General features: G+C 66.1%; 24 protein-coding genes. 1 reads left to right on the top strand and 23 read right to left on the bottom strand.

Annotated elements, in window-relative coordinates:
* Positions 1-27 precede the first annotated feature (27 nt).
* The 14 genes from ASF08_RS14090 to ASF08_RS14025 form a co-directional block, all read right to left on the bottom strand.
* Positions 28-1,209: a calcium-binding protein gene (locus ASF08_RS14090; protein WP_156629588.1), complete on the bottom strand. Its 1,182-nt coding sequence runs from the start codon at positions 1,207-1,209 to the stop codon at positions 28-30.
* Between the two features lie 750 nt (positions 1,210-1,959).
* Positions 1,960-3,492 (bottom strand): acyl-CoA carboxylase subunit beta, encoded by a 1,533-nt coding sequence (locus ASF08_RS14085; protein ID WP_018044502.1) that lies wholly within the window; start codon positions 3,490-3,492, stop codon positions 1,960-1,962.
* A 117-nt stretch (positions 3,493-3,609) separates the two neighbouring features.
* Positions 3,610-4,404, bottom strand: coding sequence for an ATP12 family chaperone protein (locus tag ASF08_RS14080; protein WP_056146325.1), 795 nt, complete (start codon positions 4,402-4,404; stop codon positions 3,610-3,612).
* A 75-nt stretch (positions 4,405-4,479) separates the two neighbouring features.
* Positions 4,480-5,193, bottom strand: coding sequence for an HAD-IA family hydrolase (locus ASF08_RS14075; protein ID WP_056146321.1), 714 nt, complete (start codon positions 5,191-5,193; stop codon positions 4,480-4,482).
* A 7-nt stretch (positions 5,194-5,200) separates the two neighbouring features.
* Positions 5,201-5,584 (bottom strand): hypothetical protein, encoded by a 384-nt coding sequence (locus ASF08_RS14070; RefSeq protein WP_056146318.1) that lies wholly within the window; start codon positions 5,582-5,584, stop codon positions 5,201-5,203.
* A 106-nt stretch (positions 5,585-5,690) separates the two neighbouring features.
* Positions 5,691-7,109 (bottom strand): RluA family pseudouridine synthase, encoded by a 1,419-nt coding sequence (locus tag ASF08_RS14065; protein WP_056146315.1) that lies wholly within the window; start codon positions 7,107-7,109, stop codon positions 5,691-5,693.
* Between the two features lie 70 nt (positions 7,110-7,179).
* The gene (locus ASF08_RS14060) at positions 7,180-8,427 is read right to left on the bottom strand and encodes an Hsp70 family protein (RefSeq protein ID WP_056146312.1); all 1,248 of its coding nucleotides are present in this window, start codon (positions 8,425-8,427) and stop codon (positions 7,180-7,182) included.
* 79 nt (positions 8,428-8,506) lie between these two features.
* Positions 8,507-9,064 (bottom strand): tellurite resistance TerB family protein, encoded by a 558-nt coding sequence (locus tag ASF08_RS14055; RefSeq protein ID WP_056146310.1) that lies wholly within the window; start codon positions 9,062-9,064, stop codon positions 8,507-8,509.
* Between the two features lie 152 nt (positions 9,065-9,216).
* The gene (locus ASF08_RS14050) at positions 9,217-10,713 is read right to left on the bottom strand and encodes a carboxypeptidase M32 (protein ID WP_056146307.1); all 1,497 of its coding nucleotides are present in this window, start codon (positions 10,711-10,713) and stop codon (positions 9,217-9,219) included.
* A gap of 67 nt (positions 10,714-10,780) precedes the next feature.
* Entirely contained in the window at positions 10,781-12,097 is a 1,317-nt protein-coding gene (locus ASF08_RS14045) for a replication-associated recombination protein A (protein WP_056146593.1), read from the bottom strand.
* Between the two features lie 343 nt (positions 12,098-12,440).
* Positions 12,441-13,892 (bottom strand): DegQ family serine endoprotease, encoded by a 1,452-nt coding sequence (locus tag ASF08_RS14040; RefSeq protein WP_056146305.1) that lies wholly within the window; start codon positions 13,890-13,892, stop codon positions 12,441-12,443.
* Between the two features lie 82 nt (positions 13,893-13,974).
* A complete protein-coding gene (locus tag ASF08_RS14035; RefSeq protein WP_147832736.1) occupies positions 13,975-14,625 on the bottom strand; it encodes a hypothetical protein in 651 nt (216 codons plus the stop codon).
* 242 nt (positions 14,626-14,867) lie between these two features.
* Positions 14,868-15,227 (bottom strand): phasin, encoded by a 360-nt coding sequence (locus tag ASF08_RS14030; protein WP_056146297.1) that lies wholly within the window; start codon positions 15,225-15,227, stop codon positions 14,868-14,870.
* Positions 15,228-15,548: 321 nt separating this feature from the next.
* Complete coding sequence (locus ASF08_RS14025) at positions 15,549-16,793, bottom strand: glycosyltransferase (protein WP_244474531.1); 1,245 nt, start codon at positions 16,791-16,793, stop codon at positions 15,549-15,551.
* Between the two features lie 215 nt (positions 16,794-17,008).
* Between ASF08_RS14025 and ASF08_RS24870 the strand changes: the two genes are divergently transcribed.
* Positions 17,009-17,191 (top strand): hypothetical protein, encoded by a 183-nt coding sequence (locus tag ASF08_RS24870; RefSeq protein ID WP_056146291.1) that lies wholly within the window; start codon positions 17,009-17,011, stop codon positions 17,189-17,191.
* 83 nt (positions 17,192-17,274) lie between these two features.
* Here ASF08_RS24870 and ASF08_RS14015 read toward each other — a convergent pair whose 3' ends face one another.
* The 9 genes from ASF08_RS14015 to ASF08_RS13975 form a co-directional block, all read right to left on the bottom strand.
* Positions 17,275-18,078 (bottom strand): succinate dehydrogenase iron-sulfur subunit, encoded by an 804-nt coding sequence (locus ASF08_RS14015; protein WP_018044517.1) that lies wholly within the window; start codon positions 18,076-18,078, stop codon positions 17,275-17,277.
* Between the two features lie 62 nt (positions 18,079-18,140).
* A complete protein-coding gene (gene sdhA / locus ASF08_RS14010) occupies positions 18,141-19,961 on the bottom strand; it encodes a succinate dehydrogenase flavoprotein subunit (protein WP_056146288.1) in 1,821 nt (606 codons plus the stop codon).
* A 28-nt stretch (positions 19,962-19,989) separates the two neighbouring features.
* A complete protein-coding gene (sdhD, locus tag ASF08_RS14005; protein ID WP_056146284.1) occupies positions 19,990-20,403 on the bottom strand; it encodes a succinate dehydrogenase, hydrophobic membrane anchor protein in 414 nt (137 codons plus the stop codon).
* 12 nt (positions 20,404-20,415) lie between these two features.
* Positions 20,416-20,817 (bottom strand): succinate dehydrogenase, cytochrome b556 subunit, encoded by a 402-nt coding sequence (gene sdhC / locus ASF08_RS14000; RefSeq protein ID WP_056146279.1) that lies wholly within the window; start codon positions 20,815-20,817, stop codon positions 20,416-20,418.
* A 156-nt stretch (positions 20,818-20,973) separates the two neighbouring features.
* Positions 20,974-22,296: an SLC13 family permease gene (locus ASF08_RS13995; protein ID WP_056146275.1), complete on the bottom strand. Its 1,323-nt coding sequence runs from the start codon at positions 22,294-22,296 to the stop codon at positions 20,974-20,976.
* Between the two features lie 158 nt (positions 22,297-22,454).
* Positions 22,455-23,090 (bottom strand): response regulator transcription factor, encoded by a 636-nt coding sequence (locus tag ASF08_RS13990; RefSeq protein WP_056146272.1) that lies wholly within the window; start codon positions 23,088-23,090, stop codon positions 22,455-22,457.
* Positions 23,087-23,617, bottom strand: a complete 531-nt coding sequence (locus tag ASF08_RS13985; RefSeq protein WP_018044523.1) for a hypothetical protein — start codon at positions 23,615-23,617, stop codon at positions 23,087-23,089. Before ASF08_RS13985 ends, ASF08_RS13990 begins: the two co-directional genes overlap by 4 nt.
* Complete coding sequence (locus ASF08_RS13980) at positions 23,614-24,567, bottom strand: YncE family protein (protein ID WP_056146268.1); 954 nt, start codon at positions 24,565-24,567, stop codon at positions 23,614-23,616. The genes ASF08_RS13985 and ASF08_RS13980 overlap by 4 nt, the downstream gene beginning before the upstream one ends.
* On the bottom strand, positions 24,564-25,115 hold the full coding sequence (locus tag ASF08_RS13975) for an SRPBCC family protein (protein ID WP_056146265.1): 552 nt from the start codon (positions 25,113-25,115) through the stop codon (positions 24,564-24,566). The genes ASF08_RS13980 and ASF08_RS13975 overlap by 4 nt, the downstream gene beginning before the upstream one ends.

The raw sequence follows: 25,115 nt of genomic DNA, 5'->3' as shown, positions 1-25,115 counted from the left end.
TTGGGGTGAGTTGCCGTTCAGGAACGACTAGATGATAAAACTTCCCTCCGTCAGGCTCGATGCTACGACATCGTGCAGAATTATTTTTTGCGACGCGTCTGCAATCCTGGCGAACGTGATCTGTGTATCCTGACCGTCGTTGATCGCCTTGATTTCAACGTCGCTGAAGCTTCTCGCGATGGACGTTATGAGCAGACGATCAGTATTCACTTCAAAGTCATAGATATTGTCTCGCCCAAAATTGGCATTTTCATAGCCAAAGATGTTCTCGCCTAAACCTGAAAAAAGCTTGTCGTTACCGGTTCCACCAATGATGATATCGCTGCCGTCACCGGACGAGATCCGATCGTTTCCCTGCGAACCATTGATAAGTGTACCAATCTCCGAAGTCGTTTGAGATACGATGGTTTGACCATGGGTCACCAACTCGAACGACACATCTCCACCGTTCCGAACGTAAGTTTTTTCGATATTCCTGAAGTTGCTGTCCGTAAGTTCGATTGCGCCTGTGACGATCAATGCGTCTTTCCCCGTGCCTCCGTCGACGATCACGGGACTATTGGCAACGACCAAGCGGTCATTTCCCCCGAGGCCGTAAAGAGAGTCGCTCCCTCCATTGCCGATCAAGGTATTGGCGGCCGCGCTGCCCGTAAGATCGTCTCCATGGGTGCTGCCATTGATCCTGGAGATACTGATCAAGACGTCGCCTTCGGCATCGCCACCTCGATTGACCCCCGTGTTCAGGTTGACGGTGACGCCCGCTGAGGAATTTTGGTAGCTCGCCGTGTCGGTTCCCAAGCTGCCGTTCAGGATGTCGGCGCCAGCGCCTCCTTCCAGCACGTCGTTGCCGCGACGACCATTGAGCGTGTCGCCTCCGAGCCCGCCAAGAAGGCTGTCCGAGCCGGATCCGCCGGTCAGGAGGTCGGCGAAATTTCCGCCCTCGAGCGTCGTTTTTCCAAGGCGGTCGGAAAAGTTGAAATCGTAGCCTCCCGAAAACGCCGTAGCATGGTGCGACAAGCGGTCTTCAGAAAAGTAGAACAATGTCGTCCCGTCTCCATCGCTATCGCGAATTACGAGCCGCTCATCGACTCCGACGGATCGGACAAAAATATCTGCTTCCGGATCGTCGTCATACCGTTGCGGGGGAAATACAGTGATGGAATCGTCACCATTGTAACCTGCACCTACCGTGAGTTTAATAGTCGGCATGGCGAATCCTAGAATCTATCCAATAAGGATTTTGATCACTAGATTGAGCGTAACGGTCAAATTGAAGGTTGCAACTGAAAAACGAGGGGCGGTAAGTTTTTAAGGCAATCATCGTCGGGGCGGTTTATTTCCGTATCGAGGTGACGGCAATCGGTGATAGGGATTTGCAGGTTTGTTCACGTCGGTGCCGACAGTGCCCTCGAAAGAAAAGGTCCTGTTTGTCTTGCCATGATGGGGCGTTGGGGATGCTCAAAGCGGAGGTTCCGGTCCAACCCAACCCAGCGACCTGGTAGCCGGCCCTTGGCGGTGCAAGCCGCGAACCATCGGCGTCAAGCTATCGATGTGCCCCTCCTGCGTCGGATCATCCTGGCTGCGTCCGGGAACAATCGCGATAGGGGTGAGGGTGCCGAGCATTTGGTAGGTATGGCGGCCTTCTGGGACGACCGTCGGATCATCCTGACCGGACGGAGCCGGAACTTCGAACGGACGGTCGGCTGAGCACGCTCATCCATCCCATCGAACCACCTCATCCGGAGGTGCCCCGCGTATGTGGGCCTTGAGGAGCTCTTTCGTTCGCTCAGGTCCGGCTGGAGCCTTTCTCGACTGCGCTGCCGCGGCGCCTGACGATGAGGTGGAGATTGGGATGGCCAAAGACGTCATCGCCGCTCCCGCACCTCACGTCCCGGCCCGCCGTCCGCTTCGCGGCGGGCCGCTGGGAACAGGCTTCCCCGGGGGGAAGCCTTCTATTGCTCAGAGCGGGATGTTGTCGTGCTTCTTCCAGGGTTGCTCCATCTCCTTGGTGCGGAGCATGCCGAGCGCCCGGGCGATGCGTTTGCGGGTCGAGTGGGGCATGATCACCTCGTCGATATAGCCGCGCTCGGCCGCGACGAAGGGCGAGAGGAAACGGTCCTCGTATTCGCTGGTCCGTGCCGCGATCTTGTCGGTATCGCCGATCTCGCTTCGGAAAATGATCTCGACCGCGCCCTTGGCGCCCATCACCGCGATCTGCGCGGTCGGCCAAGCGTAGTTGATGTCCGCACCCACGTGCTTGGAGGCCATCACGTCGTAGGCGCCGCCGAAGGCTTTGCGGGTGATGATCGTCACCAGCGGCACGGTGGCTTGGCTGTAAGCGAAGAGCAGCTTGGCGCCGTGCTTGATGAGGCCGCCGTATTCCTGGGCGGTACCCGGCAGGAAGCCCGGCACGTCGACGAAGGTCACGATCGGGATCGAGAAGGCGTCGCAGAAGCGCACGAAGCGGGCCGCCTTGCGGGAGGCGTCGGAATCGAGCACGCCGGCCAGCACCATTGGCTGGTTGGCGACGAAACCGACGGTGCGGCCCTCGATGCGGCCGAAGCCCGTCATGATGTTGCGGGCATAGGTCGCCTGGATCTCGAAGAAATCGCCCTCGTCGGCCACGCGCCGGATCAACTCGCCCATGTCGTAGGGCTTGTTCGGGTTGTCCGGGATCAGGGTGTCGAGGGACTTGTCGAGGCGCAGCGGGTCGTCGAAGCTCTCGATCTCCGGCACGCCGTCGATGTTGTTGGCGGGCAGGAAGTCGACGAGGCGGCGGACCTGGAGCAGCGCCTCCACGTCGTTCTCGAACGAGCCGTCGGCGATGGAGGACTTGGTGGTGTGGACCTTGGCGCCGCCGAGTTCCTCGGCCGTCACCACTTCGTTGGTCACGGTCTTCACCACGTCGGGGCCGGTGACGAACATGTAGCTCGTGTCGCGGACCATGAAGATGAAGTCGGTCATGGCCGGCGAGTAGACGTCGCCGCCCGCGCAGGGGCCCATGATGACGGAGATCTGCGGAATGACGCCGGAGGCGGCGACGTTGCGGCGGAACACCTCGCCGTAGCCGCCCAAAGCCGCGACGCCTTCCTGGATGCGGGCGCCACCGGCATCGAAGATGCCGATGATTGGGGCCCGCATCTTCAGCGCCATGTCCTGGACCTTGACGATCTTCGCGGCATGCGTTTCCGAGAGCGAGCCGCCGAAGACGGTGAAGTCCTTCGAGAACAGGAAGACGGTGCGCCCGTTGATGGTGCCCCAGCCGGTCACCACGCCGTCACCGGGGATCTTCTGCTTCTCCATCCCGAAATCGGTGGAGCGGTGCTGCACGAACATGTCGAATTCCTCGAACGACCCATGGTCGAGGAGGAGCTCGATGCGCTCGCGCGCCGTCAGCTTGCCACGCTTGTGCTGGGCCACGACGCGGTTTTCACCGCCGCCGAGGCGAGCCTGAGCGCGCCGCTCTTCGAGCTTCTCGAGAATATCCTTCATGCGCGGTGAGCCTTGAGATGGGTGCGAGGAATTGGCGCCATACCGCATGTTTGGGCATGGCTTGGCGGTTCAGAGTCAAAAGCGCCTTAGCACGGAGGGCAGGCAGCGAAAATGGATTTAACGGGCAAGCTTTGCCAACTCCGCCGCAGACTCGAATTCGGTCTTGCGCAGGACATGGCGCGCTTCCGCCTCGGCGTCGCTTCCCCAGACACTGGCCTGATAGGCCTCGTCCACATGTGCCGCCGCCCAGGATTCCTGCGGGGTCAGGCGTCCGTGCAGGGTGGCCAGCGCGATGAGGAGCGAGCCCGTGAGCGTAGTCATCGTGTGGAGAGCCGCCAGCCGGAACGGCCCTTCGACCGCTTCGATCGCGCCGCACAAGGCGGTCACCGACGTCTCGGGTTGGGTGACGTGCATCACCCCCTCGCTGAGGATGAGGCGCGCATCAAAGGCCTCGTGTGCCCATTCGATCACCGGATCCCAGGCGCGGGCCTGATCGGCCACGAGGCGTTCCGGGTCGGCGGCGCGGTAGGCGACGAGATCCGTTCCGGCATAGGCCGAGAGGTCGTCGATCACCGCCTCGCGGCGGGGGGCGACGCCGTCGATGGCGGTGTTGGCGAGGCGCGTCAGCGGCATGGTCGACGGGTCGATGAACTCGACCTGCGCTGCCCATTCGGCGGCCACGGCCTCGGCCAGCGCCCGCGTCGGCAGGCGCAGCGGGTTGCGCGCCGGCGTGTTGGCGGACCGTCCATCGAGGGTCAGGCGAAACCCGCCTTCGTCGTCTGTGAGATCGGCCTCCGCGTAGAACCGCTTCGGCAGGGCGACACGCGTCTGCGCGCGCACGGCACGGTGTGGGTCGTGAACGGGAGGGGCATCGGAGGCGCCGAGCCAGCCGGCGGGATCGTCGTTGCTCATGGGGCGGGGTTCTAGCGCATCGCGCATCGGCCCGCGAGCGCTGAGCCGGGTTAGATCGCTGTTCCGGTACCGCGTCTAGTCGGACGCGAGGTCGCCGATGCTGGTGCCCGCGCCGGACTCGCGAAAACTTCCCGAGAATAGATCCGCCAGCGCGGAGGCGGTTTCCACCACGGTCACCGCCCCGGCTCCGAGCAAGGCACCCGGCGGGTGGTAGCCCCACGCGACACCGATGGCGGCCGCGCCGGCACTGACCGCCATGTCCATGTCGTAGGTGGTGTCTCCGATCATCACCGTGGTCTCCGGCAACGCGCCAACCTCGGCCATCGCCTGATGCAGCATCGCCGGATCGGGCTTCGATGGTGCGTCGTCCGCGGTCTGGATGGTGGCGAAGACGTCGCCCCAGCCATGACTTTCGATCAGACGGTCGACCCCACGTCGGGATTTTCCCGTGGCGACCCCGAGCCGAAGGTCGTCGCGGGCGCGCAGGCGTTCGATCAGGTCGGCCATGCCAGGGAAGAGCGGTTCCTCATAGGCGGGATCGAGCCGTAGGGTGTTGAAGGCGCGCTTGTAGCTCTCGGACAGGCCCTCCACGGGCCCATCCTCGCCAACGAGGCGCCGGAAGGCCTGCGGCAGGGAGAGCCCGACGACGGAGAGGGCCACCGCACGCGCGGGCGCTTCGATGCCGTGTTCGGCGAAGGCCATGCCTTGCGCGGCGACGATGAGGTGCTGGCTGTCGACGAGCGTCCCGTCGACGTCGAAGACGACGAGCTTCACGGGACCGTCCCGCATGGCCGCATCACGGCTGGCGCCCCTGCGGCGATTGCTGGGCCGGAACCTGTCCGGGCTTCTGGCGCTCGTAGCCGAGCTTGCAGCGGATCAGGAAGCGACGTCGCACGCCGCCGCGCAGGCCGCGCGCATGCGACAACCGATTACAGCTGGCATAGGACCGTCGCCTGCGGTCGCCCGCCCGCACCTGCGATCCATGGCGGCCTACGGAGGGAGGCGGCGGTGCCTGATTCTGCACCGCCGGAGCGGGAGCCGCTTTTGCCGCAGGACTCGGCGGATTCTGCTGTGGACCCGCCGCCTGCGCGACAGCCTCAGACGTCAGCGACGCTGATCCGAAGCACACGAACAGGCCGATCAGGGCGGTGCTGGCCATGGTCGCGAACGTCATCGGCATGGGTTCTCGCTGCAACGACGGGTGAGGTCGACCACAAGGATAAGGCATGGCGCCCGATTGCCAAGGCGCATCCGCGGATCCTCCCCGCCGATGCGGCCAAAGCGGATCACGCCTCCGGCGCCTCGACGATGGGATCGTAGCGCGAGGCGTCGAAGCCCAGCAGGTTCCAACTCTGCGCCATATGCGGCGGCAGCGGCGCCGTCACGTCCACCGGCTTCAGCGTGCGCGGATGCGGGATGACGATGCGGCGTGCCAGCAGGTGTAAGCGGTTCTGGATACCTCCCGGCAAGGCCCAGTTCTCGACGCTGAAATATTTCGGATCCCCGACGATGGGATGGCCGATATGCGCGGCATGGGCGCGGAGCTGATGCGTGCGCCCGGTCACGGGCTTCAGTGAAAGCCAGGACAGCTTCTGCGCCGCATTGTCGACCATGGCGTAATAGGTCAGCGCATGGGCGGCGCCGTCGTCGCCGTGCTGGGCTACCCGCATCCGGGCGTCGCCGTCGGGGGCTTCCTCCTTGGCAAGGTAGGTCGAGATCCGGCCCTGAGGCACGCGCGGGACACCGGCGGTGAGCGCCCAGTAGACCTTGCGGGCGGACCGCGATCGGAAGCTCTTGGCGAGGGTCGCCGCCGCCAGGCGTGTCTTGGCGACGATGAGGCAACCGGCGGTGTCCTTGTCGAGGCGGTGGACGAGGCGCGGCTTCTGCCCGTCCGGCCCGGTCAGGGCCTCCAGCAGCCCGTCCACGTGGCGCACGGTGCCGGAGCCGCCCTGGACCGCGAGGCCGAAGGGCTTGTTCAGCACCATCATGTCCGCATCCTCGTAGAGGATGAGCGAGCGCAGGAAGTCGGCGTCGGTGGCGTCACGCGCGACACTGCGCGGCCGTTCCGCCACCGGGTCGAGCTTGAGGGGCGGCACGCGCACGCTCATGCCCGGCAGGAGGCGGTCGTTCGGCTTGGCGCGCTTGCCGTCAACCCGCAGCTCGCCCTTGCGGACGATGCTCTGGACACGGGTGAAGGGCAGTTGCGGAAAACGCGTGGTCAGGAAGCGGTCGATCCGCATCTCAGCCTCGTCCTCCTCGACGATCAGCGTCTGCACGCCGGAGGCGAGGGTCGCGGAGGCGGCCGCGCGCTGCTCGCGCCGGGTCGGTCCCTCGACCGCCGGTTCCGGGGGCTTGGCGCCGGTACGGCGCGGACGCGGCGTGTCGAAGGCTTTCGCCGCGACCTCGTTACGGGGCGACCGCGTCCGAGGAGCGCGGGGAACCGAGGCTTGGTCGTCGTCCGGCGTCTCAGGGGCATCGCCGGGCCGCCAGGGCGCGCGCTTGTCGGCCTCGCCGCGCAACTGCGCCGCGCGATGGGCGGCGTCGAGGGCGCTCGTGCGCGGGCCGGTGCCTTCGCGGTCGGGCCTGCGGAACGCGCCGGGCTTGCCGGGACGGTAGGGCTTGCCGCCGCTGCCGGGCGGCCGGCCCTTGCCGGCGCCGGAACCTTTGCGTCCGGCATTGCCGCGTGATGGTGGTCTGGTGGTCATCGAGTGCTCGTAACACCCTCGCCCCTCTCGGCAAAGCGCTTCGAGAATGGGGCGCTGCATGAACCGGAGGTCAGGCCGCGCGGCGACCCGCCTCAATCGTGAGGCCCGTCCCGACGGAGCCGAACGTGTCGCCGTCGACGACGCGGGCGTTCGGCACGCCCGCCACCAAAGCGGCGCGGACATGCGGCAGACCCGTCGACCCGCCGGTGAGGAACAGGGCGTCGATGCCCTCCGCCGGCAATCCCGCCTGGTTCAGGCAACGACCGATTCTTTCGGCGATGCGCCGCGAGAGCTCCTCCGTCTGAGCCACGAGGCCGGCATGGTCGAGAGTGGCGGCGAGGCCCGGCTCGACCCAGCCGAGGGCCACGCCGCCCTGGCCCGCATCCGAGGCTGCGATCTTGGCGCCCTCCACCTCCATCGCGAGGGAATGCCCGCGCTCGGCCTCCACGACGGTGTAGAGCCGAGCGATCAGGTCCGGCCGACGCGCGTCGCGGCGGACTTCCTCGATCTCGCGCAAAGTCTTGGCGTTGTAGAGCCGATTGATGCTCGACCAGGTGGCGAGATCGTGGAAATAGCCGCTCGGCACGTCGAGATCGCCCCGGTTCATCGGGCTGCCGAGGCCAAACAGCGGCATCACCGTGCCAAGGCTGAGACGCCGGTCGAAGTCGGTGCCGCCGATGCGCACGCCGTCATTGGCGAGGATGTCGCCGGACCGGTCGACCTTGGCATGGCGCTCGGGGGAGAGCCGCACGATGGAGAAGTCCGACGTGCCGCCGCCGATATCGGCGATGAGCGCGATCTCCTCCCCCGTCACCTGCTGCTCGTAATCGAGCGCCGCCGCGATGGGCTCGTATTGGAACGAGACGTGGCGGAAGCCGATGCTCCGGGCGATCTCGCGCAGGGCATCCTCGGCACGGGCGTCGCCCTCCGGGTCGCCATCGACGAAATGGACCGGGCGGCCGTGGACCACTGTGTCGATGGCCGTTCCGGCCTGCGCCTCGGCCCGCGTCTTCACGGCGGAGAGATAACGGGCGATGACGTCGCGGAAGCGGATGCGCTCACGCCCCACCGGCGTCGTCTCCTCGAGCAGGGAGGAACCCAGCACCGATTTGAGGCTGCGCATCAGCCGGCCCGGCGTGCCCTCGACATACTCCGCCATGGCTGCGCGGCCGACGAGGGGCGTCCCCCCCGGTGGAAAAAAGATCGCGCTGGGAATCGTGACGTGGTCGCCCTCCAGCCGCAGCAGGGCCGGCCCTCGCTCGGTGACGAGGCCGAGCGTGGTGTTGGACGTGCCGAAATCGAGGCCACAGGCCGCCATGTAGGATCTCCGGACGGTCTGTCCGCTGGAAAGGGGGGGCCGCCGACCTACAGGCTGCGCTCCGCCGGGTCCACCGGTCTCAACGACCGAAATCGCCGGCCCGGCTCGCCTTCAACGCAGGGCTCCCACCGGTGAGCCGGCGCTTGAGCCGCACGATCGCTTCGCGCTGCAGCTCGCTCGCGGCCGAATGTGCGCTGGCGACTTGCGAGAGCATGTCGATGAAGTGCAGGCGCTCGGCCTCGGTCAGGTTGTCCCGCAGCAGGGGCAGCAATTCGTCGGCCACCAGCGAGAACGGCCGCCGGGCCTCGGTATAGGTCCAGGCTCGCTCGAACATGGCTGAGATCGAATCGATCTGAAGCGGAGAATCCATGAATTCCAGAATCTTGGTTTTCTCGGCGGCGGTGACGGGGCTGCCCGTGCGCACCAGCTGGATCATGAGGATCACTGCAGCGAGCCTGACGTCCCGCACTCGCTTCAGCGGCGTGCCGATGATCTCCTCCAGGGTCGACTTTGCCCGGCGCTGAAGTCCCTTCGTGTCGCGATTGACCTCCCTCAGCGCCGTCGCGGTGCCATGTGCGCGGATGATCCAGAACAGCACGGCACCCACGATCCCGATCACTGCGACGATGACGACCATGTAAACGCGCCTTTCCCCGGAGCCGGGCCGGTCGGATGGTTGAATCGGCCATGAGCATAGCGCCCTGGCTGCAGCGGCAAACCCCGAGGGACGTCCGACCCCGCGAAGGATCGCCACGCCGCAACCGATTCGCAACCAGCCGATGCGAGCGTTCAGCCTTCCCCGAGATAGCGGTGGCGCAGGTGGCGCATGTAATCCTCGGCACCCAGGGGCTTGCCGGTGGTGGCCACGAAGAGTTCGTCCGTCTCCAGGAAACTGCCGCGCTGGTGGACGTTCTCGCGCAGCCACCCGCGCAAGGCGGTGAAATCGCCTTGCGCCAGATCGGCGGGGATGCCGGGCAGACTTTCGCGGGCGGCGCGGAACAGCTGCGCCGCCGCCATAGCGCCGAGGGTGTAGGTCGGGAAATAGCCGAAGCTGCCGCCGGGCCAGTGGATATCCTGAAGGCAGCCGAGCCGGTCGCTCGGCACGACGATACCGAGCAAATCGCGCATGCCTTCGTCGAACGCGCCCGGCAGATCGGTGATGGCGAGGTCGCCGGAGATCATCGCCGTTTCGAGGTCGTAGCGCAGGAGGATGTGCGCCGGATACGTCACCTCGTCGGCATCGACCCGAATCAGGCCCGGCTCCACCCGCGTGTAGAGGCAGTGCAGGTTCTCCGCGTCCCAGGCGCTCCCCTCGCCTGCGAAAACATCGCGCAGACGAGGCGCAAGATAGGCACAGAACTCGGCGGAGCGGCAGGCTTGCATCTCGATCAGAAGCGACTGGCTCTCGTGCAGGCTCATCCCTCGGGCATTCCCCACGGGCTGGTGCAGCCACGTAGGCGGCCGGCCCTGCTCGTAGAGGGCGTGACCCGTCTCATGCAGCACGCCCATGAGAGCGCGGGTGGCGTCGGCCTCGTCGTAACGCGTGGTGATGCGCACGTCGTCGGTGGCCCCGCCGCAGAACGGGTGCAGGCTAATATCGAGCCGTCCGCGCTCGAAATCGAACCCGGCAGCGCGCATCAGCGTCAAACCCAGGGCCTTCTGCGCCTCCACCGGGAACGGTCCCGGCAATGGCATCGGCGCCGGCATCATCGCCTGTCGGTCGCGGATCGTCCCGATCAGGCCCGGCAGTGTCGCGCGAAGCTCCGAGAAGAGCGGGTCGATCACCGCCCGGCGCATGCCGGGATCGTAGCCGTCGAGGAGCGCGTCGTAGGGCGCGAGGCCCAGAGCGGCGCCCTTCGCCTCCCCGACCTGCCGTTGCAGGCGCAGGGTCTCGGCGAGATGAGGCGCCAGCATCGCGAAGTCGGATGTCGCCCGCGCTTCCCGCCAGACCATCTCGGAGCGGGACGAGGCCTTGGAACTCGCGGCGACGAGATCGCCCGGCACGGCCGAGGCATGAAGGTAGGCGCGGCGCATCTCACGCAGGTTGGCCCGCTCCCAGGCACCGAGGCCGGCCTCGTCGTCCGAGGCCTGTGCGATCAGGTCACCGGTCTCGGTGGCGGTGAGGATCTCGTGGGCAATGACCCGCAATTGGGCGAGCTGCTCGGCCCGGCCTTCCGCCGCGCCATTGGGCATCAGCGTCTGGGCGTCCCAACCGAGGATGCCTGCGGCGTCCTCGACGGCGCCGATGCGGGCAAAGCGGGTGGCGAGGCTACGATAGGCGCGCATGGTCGTGGGTGGCCTTCTGCATGACTGAGCGCCGCCCTATCACGGGATTTAGGAGCTGACGAAGAGATCAGCGCTCCTCGTCACGGCGTTGCTTCCTCAAGGCTTCCCAATGGTCGAGGCGGTCGCCGTAGCGGGTTTCCATGCCCCGGTCGGTGGGCTCGTAGAAACGCTGCCGGCCGAGCGCTTCGGGCCAGTAATCCTGGCCCGAGAACGCATCCGGCTCGTCGTGATCGTAGCGGTAGCCCTCGCCGTAGCCGATCTTGCGCATGAGCTTGGTCGAGCCGTTGAGGATGGTCCGGGGCGGCGGCAGCGAGCCGTGCTCCTTGGCCACCCGCGTCGCGGCCTTATAGGCATTGTAGACCGCGTTCGATTTCGGCGCGCAGGCGAGATAGACGGTGACCTGTGCCAGTGCGAGCTCACCCTCCGGCGAGCCGAGGAAGTCGAACGCATCCTTGGCGGCGGTGGCAACGACCAGGGCCTGCGGATCGGCGAGCCCGATATCCTCCACCGCCATGCGCACGAGACGCCTTGCGATGAACAGCCTGTCCTCCCCGCCGTCGAGCATGCGGCAGAGATAGTAGAGCGCCGCATCGGGGTCGGAACCGCGCACCGTCTTATGCAGGGCACTGATGAGGTTGTAGTGGCCTTCCTGGCTCTTGTCGTAGATCGGCGCCCGGCGCTGGACGATGTCCTGCAGGGTCGCGGCATCGAAGATTTCGTCGCGCTTGGCCGAGCGCCAGACCTCTTCCGCCAGGGTCAGGCAGGCGCGCCCATCGCCATCTGCCATGCGGACGAGGACGCCGCGCGCTTCTTCGTCGAGAGGCAGCGGCCGTTCGGTCAACGCCTCGGCGCGAACCAGGAGCTTGGCGATGGCCGCATCGTCGAGGGAGCGGAACAGCAGGACGCGGGCGCGCGAGAGCAGCGCGGCGTTGAGCTCGAAGGACGGGTTTTCGGTAGTGGCGCCGACGAGCGTCACGGTTCCATCTTCCATGACGGGAAGGAAAGCGTCGAGCTGCGCCCGGTTGAAGCGGTGGATCTCATCCACGAAGAGCAGCGTCCCCTGCCCCATCGTCCTGCGCTGGCGCGCCGCTTCGAAGACCTTCTTCAAGTCGGCGATACCGGAGAAGATCGCCGAGATCTGCTCGAACTTGAGATCGGTCTCGTGGGCCAGGAGACGCGCCACCGTGGTCTTGCCGGTGCCCGGCGGCCCCCAGAACACGAGCGAGCCGAAGGATTTTCCGCTGAGGAGCCGGGTCAGGGAGCCGTCCGGCCCGGTCAGGTGCTCCTGTCCCACCACCTCGGCGAGGGAGCGAGGGCGCAGTCGGTCGGCCAGCGGGCGCGGCGCATCGTTCTGTAGGCCGGCGGAAGCGAAGAGATCGGACATCGACGCATAGAAGACGTGGCCTGCGTCATCCCGCAATCCGCAAATGGCTCCGTCCCCGCGTTTCGGCGGGTCTACCCCGGTGCAGCGGGTGCTCCTTACCGTGGTCGAGGAGTGACCCGCCCGCCCCGTGGATGATGCATCTGGGCAGCCTTTTGGCTCACCATGAGAACAGGATGAACAGGGTTTGGTCGATGGTCAGGCGCGGCCATGCGACGGCATTATTGTCGTCTCCGTCCGCCATGAGTTCGGCATGAGCCAGGCCGGGACCTGAGCCGCCTGGCTCTCCGCGAGCGTATCCGGACGGGTGGCCCCGGATGCCGGCCGCGTGAACCCACGTCGGACCCTACCCTCCGAACACCGACGTCAGCACGGCGCCGCCCCGATTGATCGCGATCTCCCACATGCCCGAGCTTGACCGGGTCAGGCGCTCGAGGTCCTTGGTGGTGGTCACCGGGACGCCATTGATGGCGACGATCACGTCGCCGATCTGGAGGCCGGCGCGGGCCGCCATGGACCCTTCGTCGATGGACGAGACCGCGACGCCTTCGCTGGCGAAGTCCTTCTGCAACTCCTCGGCCACGGCCGGCGAGGTATTGACCAGGGTGGCCCCGAAGAAGGGCGAGCGCGTGCGCACCTTCACCGCGTCGCGTGGCCGCGTCTCGGGGGCGGAGGCAAGCTTGACCGAGACGGTGGAGCGGGTGGTGCCGCGTAGGATGCCGAACTTCGCGGTGCCGCTGATGCCTTTGAGGGCGAAGCGGTAGCCGAAGGCTTCCGGATCGTCGACGACCTTGTCGTCCACCGTGAGGATCAGGTCGCCGCGTTTCAGGCCGGCCTCTTCGGCCGGGCTCTTCGGCTGCAGGCTCGCAACCAGGACCCCGGTCGGATGGTCGAGGCCCATGCTCTCGGCGATGTCGGGCGTGACGTTCTGCACCCGTGCCCCAAGCCAGGGGCGACGCACGGTGGTGGCGCCACCCTTGGCCGTCTCGACCACGGCGCGGACCATGCTGGTGGGAATGGCGAAGCCGATGCCGTGACTCCCCCCCGATTGCGAATAGATCGCCGTGTTGATGCCGACGAGCCGACCCTTGAGATCGACGAGTGCACCGCCGGAATTTCCCGGATTGATCGCGGCATCGGTCTGGATGAAGAACTGATAGTCGGATGAACCGACCTGGGTGCGCGCCAGGGCCGAGACGATGCCCTGCGTCACCGTCTGGCCGACCCCGAACGGGTTGCCGATGGCCATGACGAAGTCGCCGACCTCGAGAGCTTCCGAATCGCCCATGGGCATCGGTACGAGCCCGCCGACGGGGCTCTTGATCTTGATCACGGCGAGATCGGTGCGCGGATCGCGCAGGACGATGCTCGCTTCGAACTCCCGCCGATCTGAGAGCGAGATACGAACTTCGTTCATGTTGTCGATGACGTGGTTGTTGGTGATGACGAGGCCGGACTCATCGACGATGACGCCGGAGCCGAGCGACTTCTGCGCCCGCTCGCCCGGCATGCCCTGGCCGCGGCCCGAGCCCTGCTCACCGAAGAACCGGCGCATGAATTCGTCCATGGCGCTGCGGGATGTGCCGCGCTGCTCCACATGCGAGGCGTAGACGTTCACCACCGAGGGTGCCGCCCGCTTCACCACCGGCGCGAAGGAGAGATCGACCTCGCCCTTCGAACTCGGCACGGCCTTGGCCGGTGCATGCGCCTCCGGTGTCTTCATCATCTGCGCCTGGGCAGTAGGCGAGACGGCGATGGTCGCGGTGACGAGGCAGGCGAGCAGCGGCCGATGAAACATCGCGATCTCCCGGATGGCAGGCGGCGGAGCCGCTGCAGAATCCGGGATATCTAGACGCGCCGGGGCGTCAGCGCGAGGGGTGTCACGGACGGCGGAGCGTTGCGGCGATGCGCCCTGCCCGGCGTGCGAGACTCGCGATGCAGCTCAACGAGGCATCGGCTGCCCGCTGCATCTCCGTAACTTGAAGGCGCAGGGCATCGGCCGGATTCTTCGCCGTCGACAGGGCTCGCCAATGCGCGAACGTGGCGATGCTCTCGTTGCGGACATAGGTCGTCAGCGTGTCGTTGGCGGCCGTGATCTCGGTAAACGCCGAGGCGGTGACGGCGACGGTGTTCGTCGGCGGCGAGGCGAGGTCCTGGGCCGAGGCGATGGCGCTTTCGATCTCGGCGGGCAGAAGGGAATCCTCGGCCGCCTCGCTCTCGCCTTGCGGGCTGTTGCCGGTAGGAGTGTGGCTCGTCGCCTCCTGCTCAGTGGCTGCGGTCACCACATCGGTGGCAGGTGGACTGTCCTGAGACGGGGCGTAGCCCGCGGGGGCGGTTTCCGGAGCGGCGTGAATGACGTCCGCCACACCCTGTCCGGTCAACAGCGCATCCGGTGACACGGTCTCCATCAAGGTCTCAGGCGCCCGCAAGGTCTCGCTCACGGGCAAGGCCTCAGGCTCGGTGGCAGCGACGTCGAGCGTGGATACTGAGACCGTCCCATCGTCCACAGCCAGGGTCTGCGAAACCGGCACCGAGTCGTCGGCGGTCGTGGTAGCCGTCTCAGCGTTTGAAAGTCGCGCCGATTGTCCGGCTTTGCTTCCCCCGCGACCGATCGAGCGTGCTTGTCGGCGTGTGGCCATGATTCGCGTCCCCTTCGTGCACAATCGACCGCGCATGGCCCGGCCTCGGCGTGCGCCCGTGTTCCAGGCACGTTACCGCGTCCATGCCATTTGCGCGAACCGGCACCGGGCCAGTCCGCGCGGAGGGGCTAGGATCAGCCGCTTTTGGCGGCGGACTGAGCCAGAGCGCCGAGATCCTTGACCTGAGATTGAAGCGTCGAAATCTGGCTGCGCAGGAACTCGCTCTGCAACTCGAATGCCTCTTTCAGATCGCGGGTGCGCACCAGCTTCTGGGCGAAGTCGAAGGTCGTGCTCGCATTGGTCTGAACCTGGTCGAGGCCCTTGGCGATCACGGATTGGATCGCCCCATGCGCCGTCGTCGACGAGGTCTGGAACTGTTCGGCGGATTTCACCACCGTGCCGAGCAGGTTGGTCACAGCGGTGCGGGCCTGATCGACGCTCTTTTCCGCGAAGTCGCGCAATTCGGCCGGGATCTCATAGGTCGGCGCGTTCATGTCGTTCCTCACTGAATCAACGGGAGCGACACGGAATGGCGCGCCGCACCATCGATATGTTGCGGCGCAATATAAGAGTCAAGACGGGTTTCGAGCAAGTGCCCGTCTGTAGCTGCGCAATCCGGGCTCTCGTTCGCAATCAAACGAGAAGACGATAGGATTTGAACGTGCAGTCTCGGCAAGCACAGCGAGGGCCGTCAAACGAAAGGCGCGTAGTAATGACACGCCGGCGGCTGTGTTGTGAATGCGGGCAAGCAGGATGATTCCGCGCGACGGAGTCCGGCCGCAAAGCACCACCGCGCGGGGCTTGGGCGACGGCAGCTATCCTGGTTTTCGGAGAACGTCGGTCGGTATGGGCGATACGTTTCGCGCGATCCTTCGATAAAGTTCGCCGAGCGCATCCGCATGGGCGTCGATGGACATGGGAGTGTCCCAGTAATGGGCGTGAGCGGCGCGCCCGAGCGTTTGCGCCTCGATCACGTCGAGATTCCGGAACGCGGTCGCGAGGGCTGCCCGCTCCGGCGCGACCACATAGCCGGTGACGCCGTCGATCACTTTCTCCGCGGCCCCGGACCTATCCGACGCGACTACCGGCAGCCCGACAGCCAGGGCCTCGTAGACAGTCAGAGGGCCGGTCTCGAACCACCGAGACGGCGCGGCCAGTGCCCTCGCCCGCCGAACGAGGATGGCCGATACCTCGTTCGGTGATCGCCATCCGAGCATTTCCACATGTGGCTGCGCCCGCAATTCCGCCTCCAGCGGGCCGGTGCCGATGAAGAGCGCCGGCATACCGGCATCCCGCGCCGCCTCGGCGACGAGATCTGCGCCTTTTTCGCGGGTCAAGCGGCCCACATAGGCGATGGCTTTCCCTGCCGCCGGATCGGCCCGCACTCCCGTCTCCACGCGCACGGGATTGTCGATACGATGATGGGTGACGGCCAGGGAGCCGAGAAGCCCACCCATGCGGCGGATACTGGCATCGCAGACATGAATCACGTGGAGATGGTGGTCATGCACGGCGCGGTTCTGGGCAATGCTCCGCCCGACCCGGACCGCTTTGTGGAAACGGCTTTTCGGATCGCAAGGAGCCGCGACGCAGGAGGCGGAGAGCGGCGTCAGCGTGCAAGGGCGATCCTGATCGAAGCGGTAATAAACGCCGTTGGGGCAGGCCAGGAAGTAATCGTGCAGGGTCACCACCAGCGGGATGCCGCTGTCGAGCAGGACGGGGAACACGCTTGGAGACAGGCTACGGGTCCATTGATGCAGGTGGACGATATCCGCCGGTTGCGGGAGGGCGCTGAGCACAGCGCGCAGACGAGCGGCGGAATTCCGGCTCCAGATGCCGGACAGTGCCGCCTCCAGGACCGGGCGGTTCCAGATGTCGGTGTTACCGAGGCAGACCCGCCGAATTTTCGGATGATCGAGGAGCGGATCCGCCGGTCCCTCGACCGCTTGGATGAAGGTGACGTCCATTCCCGCTCTGGCGAGGCCATGCGCGGATTCCACCGCGACCTTCTCGGCACCGCCGCTCGCCACGGCGAACTCTGCGAGGATCACGATATGCATGGCCTGCCCGGAACCTCGGCCGGCCTCGGGGCCCGTCATGCCCATGCCGCGAAAGCGACGCTAGGGGCTATCGCCTCACGTCCGGTAAACGCCACCGACGGAGCGGCAAGCCGCCATGACGGCGGCGACGGAAGGGATCGGGCATCGTCTCCTCGCGTTGGTCAAGGTGATTCCGCCGCCCCTGGCGGCGGTCAGGCGAGCCAGAGGAGGCACCCATGTCAGACCCCAAGCCAACATCCACGTCGGACACCGACGAGAACCGTCGTGTGGATCCGGCGCCCAGCAATGACAAGACGAATCCCGAAAATCATCAGGACGAAATGAGCCAGCGACTGGACGAGGCGCTGGAAGAGACCTTTCCGTCCAGCGACCCGGTCTCGGTGAAGATCACAAAGTAATCGGCCATAGGGACGAAAAATGCCAAAGCCGAGATGCGGGGCATCTCGGCTTTGGCATCAATGCGCTGTCATGAGGTCGCGCATCAGACTTCGCGCGACACCATCATCTTCTTGATCTCGGCGATGGCCTTTGCCGGGTTCAGGCTTTTGGGGCAGGCATTGGCGCAGTTCATGATCGTGTGGCAGCGGTAGAGCCGGAACGGATCGTGAAGGGCATCGAGGCGTTCGCCGGTATTCTCGTCACGGCTGTCGATGAGCCAGCGGTAGGCCTGCAACAGGGCCGCGGGGCCGAGGAAGCGGTCGCCGTTCCACCAGTAGCTCGGGCAGGACGTCGTGCAGCAGGCGCACAGAATGCACTCGTAGAGGCCGTCGAGCTGGGCCCGATCCTCCGGGGTCTGCTTCCATTCGCCTTCGGGCGCAGGCGTCTCGGTCTGGAGCCACGGTTCGACCGAGGCGTGCTGGGCGAAGAAGTTTGTGAGGTCGGGGACGAGATCCTTGAGGACCGGCATGTGCGGCAGCGGGTAGATCCGCACCGCGCCGGTCTTCTTGCCCTTCGCATGCTCCTGGCATTCGTCGATACCCATGGTGCAGGCGAGCGCATTCTGGCCCTCGATGTTCATGGCGCAAGAGCCGCAGATTCCCTCGCGGCAGGAGCGGCGGAACACCAGGGTCGAATCGACCTTGGCCTTGATCCATAGGAGAGCGTCGAGGACCATCGGCCCGCAATCGTCCCGGTCGACCTGATAGACGTCGACCCGCGGATTTGCGCCGTCATCCGGGTTCCAGCGGTAGATCCGGAATTCCTGGAGATTGTTGCCCCCCGTCGGCCGTGGCCAAGTCTTGCCTTCGGTGATCTGGGAGTTTTTGGGAAGGTTGAATTGGGCCATGGTTCGGGGTGCCTAAATCCGTCTCGTGAGTACCATCGTCGGGAGGAATTTCAGTCTTTTCCCTAGTAAACACGAGCCTTTGGTTCGATGTACTGAATTTCGTTTGACATTGTATACGTATGAACGGGGCGGTAATCGATATTCACCTGCTGGGACTTGTCGTCGAGCCACGAAAGGGTGTGCTTCATCCACTCCGTGTCGTCGCGATCGGGGAAGTCCTCGCGGGCATGCGCCCCGCGGCTTTCCTTGCGGTTGGCCGCCGATTCCATGGTGACGACGGCCTGACCGATCAGGTTGTCGAATTCCAGGGTCTCGAGCAGATCGGTGTTCCAGATCAGCGAGCGGTCGGTGATCTTGATATCGGCTTCTCCCTGCCAGACCTTGTGAATCAGAGCCTTGCCTTCTTCCAGCACTTCGCCGGTGCGGAAGACCGCGCAGTTGTTCTGCATGGTCTTCTGCATCTCGGCGCGCAGTTCCGCCGTCGGCGTGCCGCCATTCGCGTAACGGAAGCGGTCGAGGCGGGCGAGCGCCTTGTCGGCGGAATCCTTCGGCAGGTCCATCTGGCGGGCGCCGGGCTCGACGATCTCGGCACAGCGCAGGCCGGCGGCCCGGCCGAACACCACGAGGTCGATGAGCGAGTTCGAGCCGAGGCGGTTGGCGCCGTGCACGGAGACGCAAGCCGCTTCGCCCAAAGCCATCAGACCCGGCACCACCGTATCGGGATTGCCGTTCTTTAGGGTCAGCACCTCACCATGATAGTTCGTGGGGATGCCGCCCATGTTGTAATGGACTGTCGGCAGGACCGGGATCGGCTCCTTGGTGACGTCGACGCCCGCGAAGATCTTCGCCGATTCCGAGATGCCCGGCAGGCGCTGATGCAGAATCGCCGGATCGAGGTGGTCGAGGTGCAGGTAGATGTGGTCGCTCGTCTTGCCAACGCCGCGGCCGGCGCGGATCTCCATGGTCATCGAGCGCGAGACCACGTCGCGCGAGGCCAGATCCTTGGCGCTGGGAGCATAGCGCTCCATGAAGCGCTCCCCCTCGGAATTCGTCAGGTATCCGCCCTCACCGCGTGCGCCTTCGGTAATGAGGCAGCCGGCGCCGTAGATGCCGGTGGGATGGAACTGCACGAATTCCATGTCCTGCAGCGGCAGGCCGGCGCGCAGCACCATGGCGTTACCGTCGCCCGTGCAGGTATGGGCAGAGGTCGCCGAGAAGTAAGAGCGGCCGTAGCCGCCGGTGGCCAGGATCGTCATCTGGGCGCGGAAACGGTGGATCTCACCCGAGGCCTGATCGATGGCGATGACGCCCAGACAGCGGCCCTCCTCATCCATGATGAGGTCGAGGGCGAAGTATTCTATGAAGAAGTTGGTATGGTTCTTCACCGCCTGGCCATAGAGCGTGTGGAGCATGGCGTGGCCGGTGCGGTCAGCCGCCGCGCAGGTGCGCTGGGCGGTGCCCTTGCCGTAATCGGTGGTCATGCCGCCGAAGGGGCGCTGATAGATCTTGCCTTCCTCGGTGCGCGAGAACGGCACGCCCCAGTGTTCGAGCTCGTAAACCGCTGCGGGCGCATTGCGCACGAGGTACTCGATCGCGTCTTGGTCGCCGAGCCAGTCCGACCCCTTCACGGTGTCGTACATGTGCCAGCGCCAATCGTCGGGCCCCATATTGCCGAGGGAGGCCGAGATGCCGCCCTGCGCCGCCACGGTATGCGAGCGCGTCGGGAACACCTTCGAGATGCAGGCCGTACGCAGGCCGGCCTGCGAGCAGCCCACGGTGGCGCGCAGACCGGCGCCGCCGGCGCCGACGATCACAACGTCGAACGTATGGTCGATGATGGAATAGGCCGGCGCGCCGTTGCCGTTGGTTCCGTTGGTGGCCATGGGCAGATCCTTCGGGTTCTGGGGCGGGTCAGACGAGCTTGCCGAGGCTCACGCGCAGGATTGCGTAGAGGCAGGCAACGGCGACGACGACCGCGTAGGCATTGTTGGCGAACAGGCTGGCGAGCTTCAGCCCCTTGGCGTGGACGTAATCCTCGATGATGACCTGCATGCCGATCCTCATGTGGAGCGTGACCGAGATCACGGCGAGGATCAGGACGAGCGCGACGAGCGGGTGCGACATCAACGCGACCGCTTCCGGGTACGAGCGGTTGGCCATCATCGCGACGATGACGATGAAGGCGAGCATCAGTGGCGCGTTGGCGGCGGCGGTGAGGCGCTGCTGCCAGAAGTGACCGGCCCCGTGGCCGGAGGCACCGAGGCCTTTCACCCGGGCGCGTGGGGTCCGCATGGTCACGTTCGTGTTCTGACGGTTGTCTGCCATGGCGATCGCTCCTCAGCGTAAGATGAGGGCGAGCGCCCAGATCAGGACGGTCAGGATCACGGAGCCGATCAGAGTGGCGCGGGCGAGGCCCATGCGCTGCTCGCGGTCGAAGCCGTAGCCGAAATCCCAGATGAAATGGCGCAGGCCACCCAGCATGTGATGCATCAGGATCCAGGTGTAGACGAATAGGACTAGCTTCCCGATGATCGAGCCGAAAAACCACGCTACCCAGCCATAGGCCGCCGGACCGGAGGCGAGCGCCACGAGCCAGATCGCCACCAGGGCGGTGCCGCCATAGAGGGCGGTGCCGGTGATGCGGTGGAACACCGACATCGCCATGGTCCAGGTCCAGCGGTAGATCTGGAGATGAGGCGAGAGCGGCGGAGCGACCGTGGGTCTGACAGTAGGTGCCATTCTGCGAAAGTCCTCGGCGCTGTAGAGCCAATGCCAGCAGGGATGCTGCTCAGATTGGACCGTCTCTAAAGGGGTACGGCCCACGCGCCAATGCGCAAGCCGTATCGATGTGCATTGCGGTGTGACACACTCAACCGATCGTCATTCGGCTCGCGCTCATGGAAGACGGCCCAGAATGTTCCACCAGAGGTAGTCCAGCGGAGCGATGACGAAGAGTGAGGCGAGGCCAACCACGAGGGTCAGGATCGTCGCCGACCGGAGCGGTACCCGCCCCAGATCCATTGCCATCACGATGGGTGGGGCTTGGTAGGGCAGGAACAGGGTCGAGTATCCCACGACCTGGATCATCACCACGTTGGCGAGGTCCAGTCCGCTGGCGCGCGACATCTCGCCGGCCAAGGCCGTGTAGAGGGCCGGTGCGCCGTTGGCCGTGACGACGATCGCGAAGAGAGACGCGATGGCCGTCAGCACGCCGAAATTCTGGGCCGGCGCTCCGGGTTCCAGGGGCGCGACCGCGAGCAGAGCGTGGCCCAGCCTAGAGCCCAGACCCGTCTCGTTGACCACCGCCACCAGTCCCAGGAGCGCGGCCACATAGAAGCAGGTCCGCAGGTTCACCGCCCCGAAGGCTTCCGCAGGCAATACGCCGATGCGGGGAAGAAGGCAGATCACCGCCGCCGTCAACCCGACCCAGGCCGGGGCGATATGGTGGAGGCTGTCCGTCACCCAAAAGGCCAAGGTCAGACCAAGAATGATCGTGAGTCGCCGCTCCTCCGGCGAGAATGCCGGCGCGGGCTCGTCCGTATCCACGGCGGCGGCGCTCATCCGGTCCGGGAACAAGCGCACGATGGCTGCCACGAGGATCATGCCCTTCACGCCGGCGAGGACGGGTGCGTGGAGCAGAAAGTAGGGCAGATAGGCGAGGTGCAGGCCGTATTGGGTCTCTGCGGTGCCCGCCATGACGAGGTTGGGGACGTTGGCGGGCAGGATCGCCGCGGACAGCAGCGGCGTCGCCAGGGCTACCGCGAGAACCGCCCCGCTCCGGCCGGGGCGACCGGGCCCCAGGCCGAACGCGTCACAGAGCGCCAACACCACCGGGATCATCAGCGCAATGCGCCCGAGGTTCGAGGGCATCACGAAGGCAAGGGCAAAGGACAGGGCGACGACGGCGCCGATGAAGCCCGTGTAGGAGCCCGATAGCCGGCCGGCGAGGCTGCGCGCCAGGCGGGTGCCGAGGCCGGTCCGGGTGATCGCGAGGCCGACCACCATCCCGCTCAGTACGAGCCAGAAGGCCGACGAGGAGAAGCCGGAAAAGACAGTCGATGCAGGCGCGAGCTTCAGAAGCATCGCGGCGGCAAAGAACAGCATCGCCGTGACCACCTCTGCAACGATGCCGGTCGCCCACAGGCCCATGCAAACGACGAGCAGCATCCCGGTCACGAGAACCGTCTGTTCATCTGCGAGGATGGACGCCGCCTGCATCTGCGGGGAATGCTCCGCTGGAGCCGGGCAGAATGAGTCTCCCGTCTCACCGCGCGGACATTGATCTCGAAATGGAGTGGTTCGCAATTCGGATGTCGCCGACCGATCCTTCGCAAACGGCGAAGGATGGTCGATGCGTCGGGTGTCGAGAACGCGGTTCAGCGCACCCGTTTTTCCTGGTCCACGGCAAAGCGAATGAGATCGGCCAAGGTCCGGACGCCGAGCTTCTGACGCATGGCGGAACAGGTGTTGAGGACAGTGCGGTACTTGATCGACAATGTGTCGGCGATGCTCTGATACGAGGTCCCACGGCTGAGGAGGGAAAGGATCTCACGCTCTCGGTTGCTCAGATCCGCCAGGGGCGAGCGGCGGGCTCCGGCCTGCAGCACTGCGATCTCTACCGCGAGGTCGTGATCGAGGTAGCTTCGCCCGGCGCGTACCGCTTCGAAGGCCTTGAGGAATTCCGCTGTCCGAACATCCTTGAAGACGTAGCCGATGGCGCCGCTCTCCAGGGCGCGCGAAACGATCACCGGGTCGTTGTGCATGCTGAAGGCGAGGATGCGCGTCTCCCGCGCGAGGGTGTGGATCCGCCGGATCAGCGACAGGCCGGACAGCCCCTCCCCCTGCAGGCTGAGGTCGGCCACCACCATCGGCGGGCGCAGGCGGTGGAAGATCCGGTAGGCGGACATGATATCGGTGGCTTCGTGGATGGTCTCGACGCCGGCATCCTCCATGAGGCGCCGGAAGCCGCGCAGGACCACGGGATGATCGTCCACCACGAGAACGGCGGTCACGGCGAGACGCGTCCCTCGCCCTGGAGCGAATAGCGCTCCTTCAGCCTCGTGAGGGCGGTGGCCCGGTCGGCTCCCTGCTGGCGGGTGTTGTAGTAGTGCTGGCACATCTCGCCGAAGAGCTGCTTGCGATGGGTCGCGGCGGCGACCTCCTCCAGCCCGTCGAGAAGATCGGCATAGGGTTCGGGCTTTCCCGCCTCGGCCAGCATCTCGCCGAGCTGGACGATGCGGTTGGCCATCATGCGCGGATCCTCAATGAAGACCTCCTTGGCACGGGCGAGGCTGTGGCGGAGATGCTCGGTCTGCGAACCCACCTCCGCGGCGGGCCTGCCGATCTCGCGGCTCGCGAGCCACCGGGCCGGCTCGGTCGGGTCCGTATGCGAGAGCCAGGTCGGAACGTCGGCGTCGGATTTCGTGGCGACGAGGGCCTGATCGCCGGTGCTCGCGGCCTCGCTGCCGGCCTCGTCGCCCTTGTCGCAGGCCGCCAGGGCGAGGGGGAGGCACAGGATCGCGTGGCTGATCCGTTTCATCGCACCGCCTCCGAGTTCGAGCCGACGGCGAGGCTGCGTGGCCCTTCCGCCACGGGGATGCGGGCGGTTTCCGTCAGCGATTTCAGGTCGATGACCGAGACCGAATCCGAGAACCAGTTCGCCACATAGGCGAAGGCCCCATCGACCGCGATCCCTTCGGGGTAGCGCCCGACCGGGATCGTCGCCTTGAGGCCGAGGCTGCCCGAGTCGAGCACCGCGACGGTGCCGGCCTGCTGGTTGGTGACGAGGACGAGGCTGCCGTCCTCGCTAGTCGCGACGCCGTAGGGCATCCCGCCGATCCTCACCGTGGCCGTCACCGTCAGGCTGCCCGTGTCGACGACGCTGAGGTCGCCGCTGCGGACATTGGCCACGTAGAGCCTGTCTTCGGCGGGGCTCAGCCCGAGGGCGAACGGCCCCTCGCCCACCGGCACCGTCGCCACCCGCTCCATGCGCGCGGCGTCGATGACACTGACCTGCCGGCTCTCGCGGTCGGCGACGTAAAGCCGTCCCTTGCGGTCGAGGACGAGGCCGGCCGGGTCCTTGCCCACGGGGCAGTCGCCCTCGACGGCGCCCGTCGATGCGGAGAGGCGGACCACCCGTCCCCCGGCCCAGTCGCCGACGAAGAGGCTCAGCCCGTCCGCCGAGGCGGCGATGCCGAAGGCCTGTCCCGGAAACGGCAGGCGTTGCAGGACCACACGGGTTCGCCCGTCGACCACGTCGATCCCCGCGTGGTCCGGTTGACTCAGGTAGAGGCGGCCGTTCGGCCCGGCCGCCACCTGCGCGATCCCCTGCCCCACCGCGATGGTGGCCGCGACCGTGGTGGCCCCGGCCTCGATACGGCTCAGCGTCCCGGCTCCCTGGCTCGCCACATAGACGGGCCCGGCCTCCACCCGAGGGGTGGAGAGCGTCAGGACGAGACCGGCAAGGAGCATCGGGCGCAAAGGAGTCATCGCGCCGTCTTGCCCTCCAGGCGCGCCTTCAGACCCTTGAGCCCGTTGCTGAAATAGAGGTTCATCGCATCCTTACCGGCGGCGTCGCTGAGCTCCTCCGGTGGCTCGTTGCCGGTGTCGCCGCGATAGAAGCGGCCGAGCCACTCGACCTTCGAGCCCTCGCCCTCCGGCGTGACGGTGATCGTGGCCGAGTAGGACGAGACCGGCAGCGCCTTCAGGTCGGCATCGCCGAGGCGGTAGGAATAGCTGCGCTTGGCCGCGTCCCACTCGTCCAAGCCTTCGTCGAGGGTGCCGCCGTTCTTCAGGGTCAGCGTGCGACGACCGCCCGAGGCGTTGCCGCCGGTGCCGACGCTTTTCGCCACGTCCGGATGCCAGTTCGAGATGCCGGCGAAGTCGCCGACCACGGCCCAGACGGCATCGGGCTTTGCCGCGATGGCGATGGACTGATCCACCTTCTGCGGCGTCGGGCCGTGCGCGAGGGCCGTGGTTGCGAGGAAGGCGGTGGCTGCCAGGGGGGCGAGGAACGCGGACGGCAGGGCAAAACGCAT

The sequence above is a fragment of the Methylobacterium sp. Leaf85 genome, assembly GCF_001422125.1.
GTDB classification, from domain to species: Bacteria; Pseudomonadota; Alphaproteobacteria; order Rhizobiales; family Beijerinckiaceae; genus Methylobacterium; species Methylobacterium bullatum.
Note: the sequence above shows the minus strand (reverse complement) of the source record. Positions and strands in the feature narration are given on the sequence as shown.

Bases quoted from the DNA above. Each gene is read 5' to 3' on its own strand.
- ASF08_RS13980 (WP_056146268.1), bottom strand. From the start codon at position 24,567: ATGACTCCTTTGCGCCCGATGCTCCTTGCCGGTCTCGTCCTGACGCTC.
- ASF08_RS14030 (WP_056146297.1), bottom strand. From the start codon at position 15,227: ATGAACGCGCCGACCTATGAGATCCCGGCCGAATTGCGCGACTTCGCG.
- ASF08_RS14060 (WP_056146312.1), bottom strand. From the start codon at position 8,427: ATGGCGGCCTGTGGCCTCGATTTCGGCACGTCCAACACCACGCTCGGC.
- ASF08_RS13975 (WP_056146265.1), bottom strand. From the start codon at position 25,115: ATGCGTTTTGCCCTGCCGTCCGCGTTCCTCGCCCCCCTGGCAGCCACC.
- sdhC (WP_056146279.1), bottom strand. From the start codon at position 20,817: ATGGCACCTACTGTCAGACCCACGGTCGCTCCGCCGCTCTCGCCTCAT.
- ASF08_RS14085 (WP_018044502.1), bottom strand. From the start codon at position 3,492: ATGAAGGATATTCTCGAGAAGCTCGAAGAGCGGCGCGCTCAGGCTCGC.
- ASF08_RS14090 (WP_156629588.1), bottom strand. From the start codon at position 1,209: ATGCCGACTATTAAACTCACGGTAGGTGCAGGTTACAATGGTGACGAT.
- ASF08_RS14045 (WP_056146593.1), bottom strand. From the start codon at position 12,097: ATGTCCGATCTCTTCGCTTCCGCCGGCCTACAGAACGATGCGCCGCGC.
- sdhA (WP_056146288.1), bottom strand. From the start codon at position 19,961: ATGGCCACCAACGGAACCAACGGCAACGGCGCGCCGGCCTATTCCATC.
- ASF08_RS14070 (WP_056146318.1), bottom strand. From the start codon at position 5,584: ATGCCGATGACGTTCGCGACCATGGCCAGCACCGCCCTGATCGGCCTG.
- ASF08_RS14040 (WP_056146305.1), bottom strand. From the start codon at position 13,892: ATGTTTCATCGGCCGCTGCTCGCCTGCCTCGTCACCGCGACCATCGCC.
- sdhD (WP_056146284.1), bottom strand. From the start codon at position 20,403: ATGGCAGACAACCGTCAGAACACGAACGTGACCATGCGGACCCCACGC.
- ASF08_RS13985 (WP_018044523.1), bottom strand. From the start codon at position 23,617: ATGAAACGGATCAGCCACGCGATCCTGTGCCTCCCCCTCGCCCTGGCG.
- ASF08_RS14055 (WP_056146310.1), bottom strand. From the start codon at position 9,064: ATGGTCGTCATCGTCGCAGTGATCGGGATCGTGGGTGCCGTGCTGTTC.
- ASF08_RS14075 (WP_056146321.1), bottom strand. From the start codon at position 5,193: ATGCGGGACGGTCCCGTGAAGCTCGTCGTCTTCGACGTCGACGGGACG.
- ASF08_RS13995 (WP_056146275.1), bottom strand. From the start codon at position 22,296: ATGCAGGCGGCGTCCATCCTCGCAGATGAACAGACGGTTCTCGTGACC.
- ASF08_RS14025 (WP_244474531.1), bottom strand. From the start codon at position 16,793: ATGCATATCGTGATCCTCGCAGAGTTCGCCGTGGCGAGCGGCGGTGCC.
- ASF08_RS14015 (WP_018044517.1), bottom strand. From the start codon at position 18,078: ATGGCCCAATTCAACCTTCCCAAAAACTCCCAGATCACCGAAGGCAAG.
- ASF08_RS14080 (WP_056146325.1), bottom strand. From the start codon at position 4,404: ATGAGCAACGACGATCCCGCCGGCTGGCTCGGCGCCTCCGATGCCCCT.
- ASF08_RS14065 (WP_056146315.1), bottom strand. From the start codon at position 7,109: ATGACCACCAGACCACCATCACGCGGCAATGCCGGACGCAAAGGTTCC.
- ASF08_RS24870 (WP_056146291.1), top strand. From the start codon at position 17,009: ATGTCAGACCCCAAGCCAACATCCACGTCGGACACCGACGAGAACCGT.
- ASF08_RS14050 (WP_056146307.1), bottom strand. From the start codon at position 10,713: ATGCGCGCCTATCGTAGCCTCGCCACCCGCTTTGCCCGCATCGGCGCC.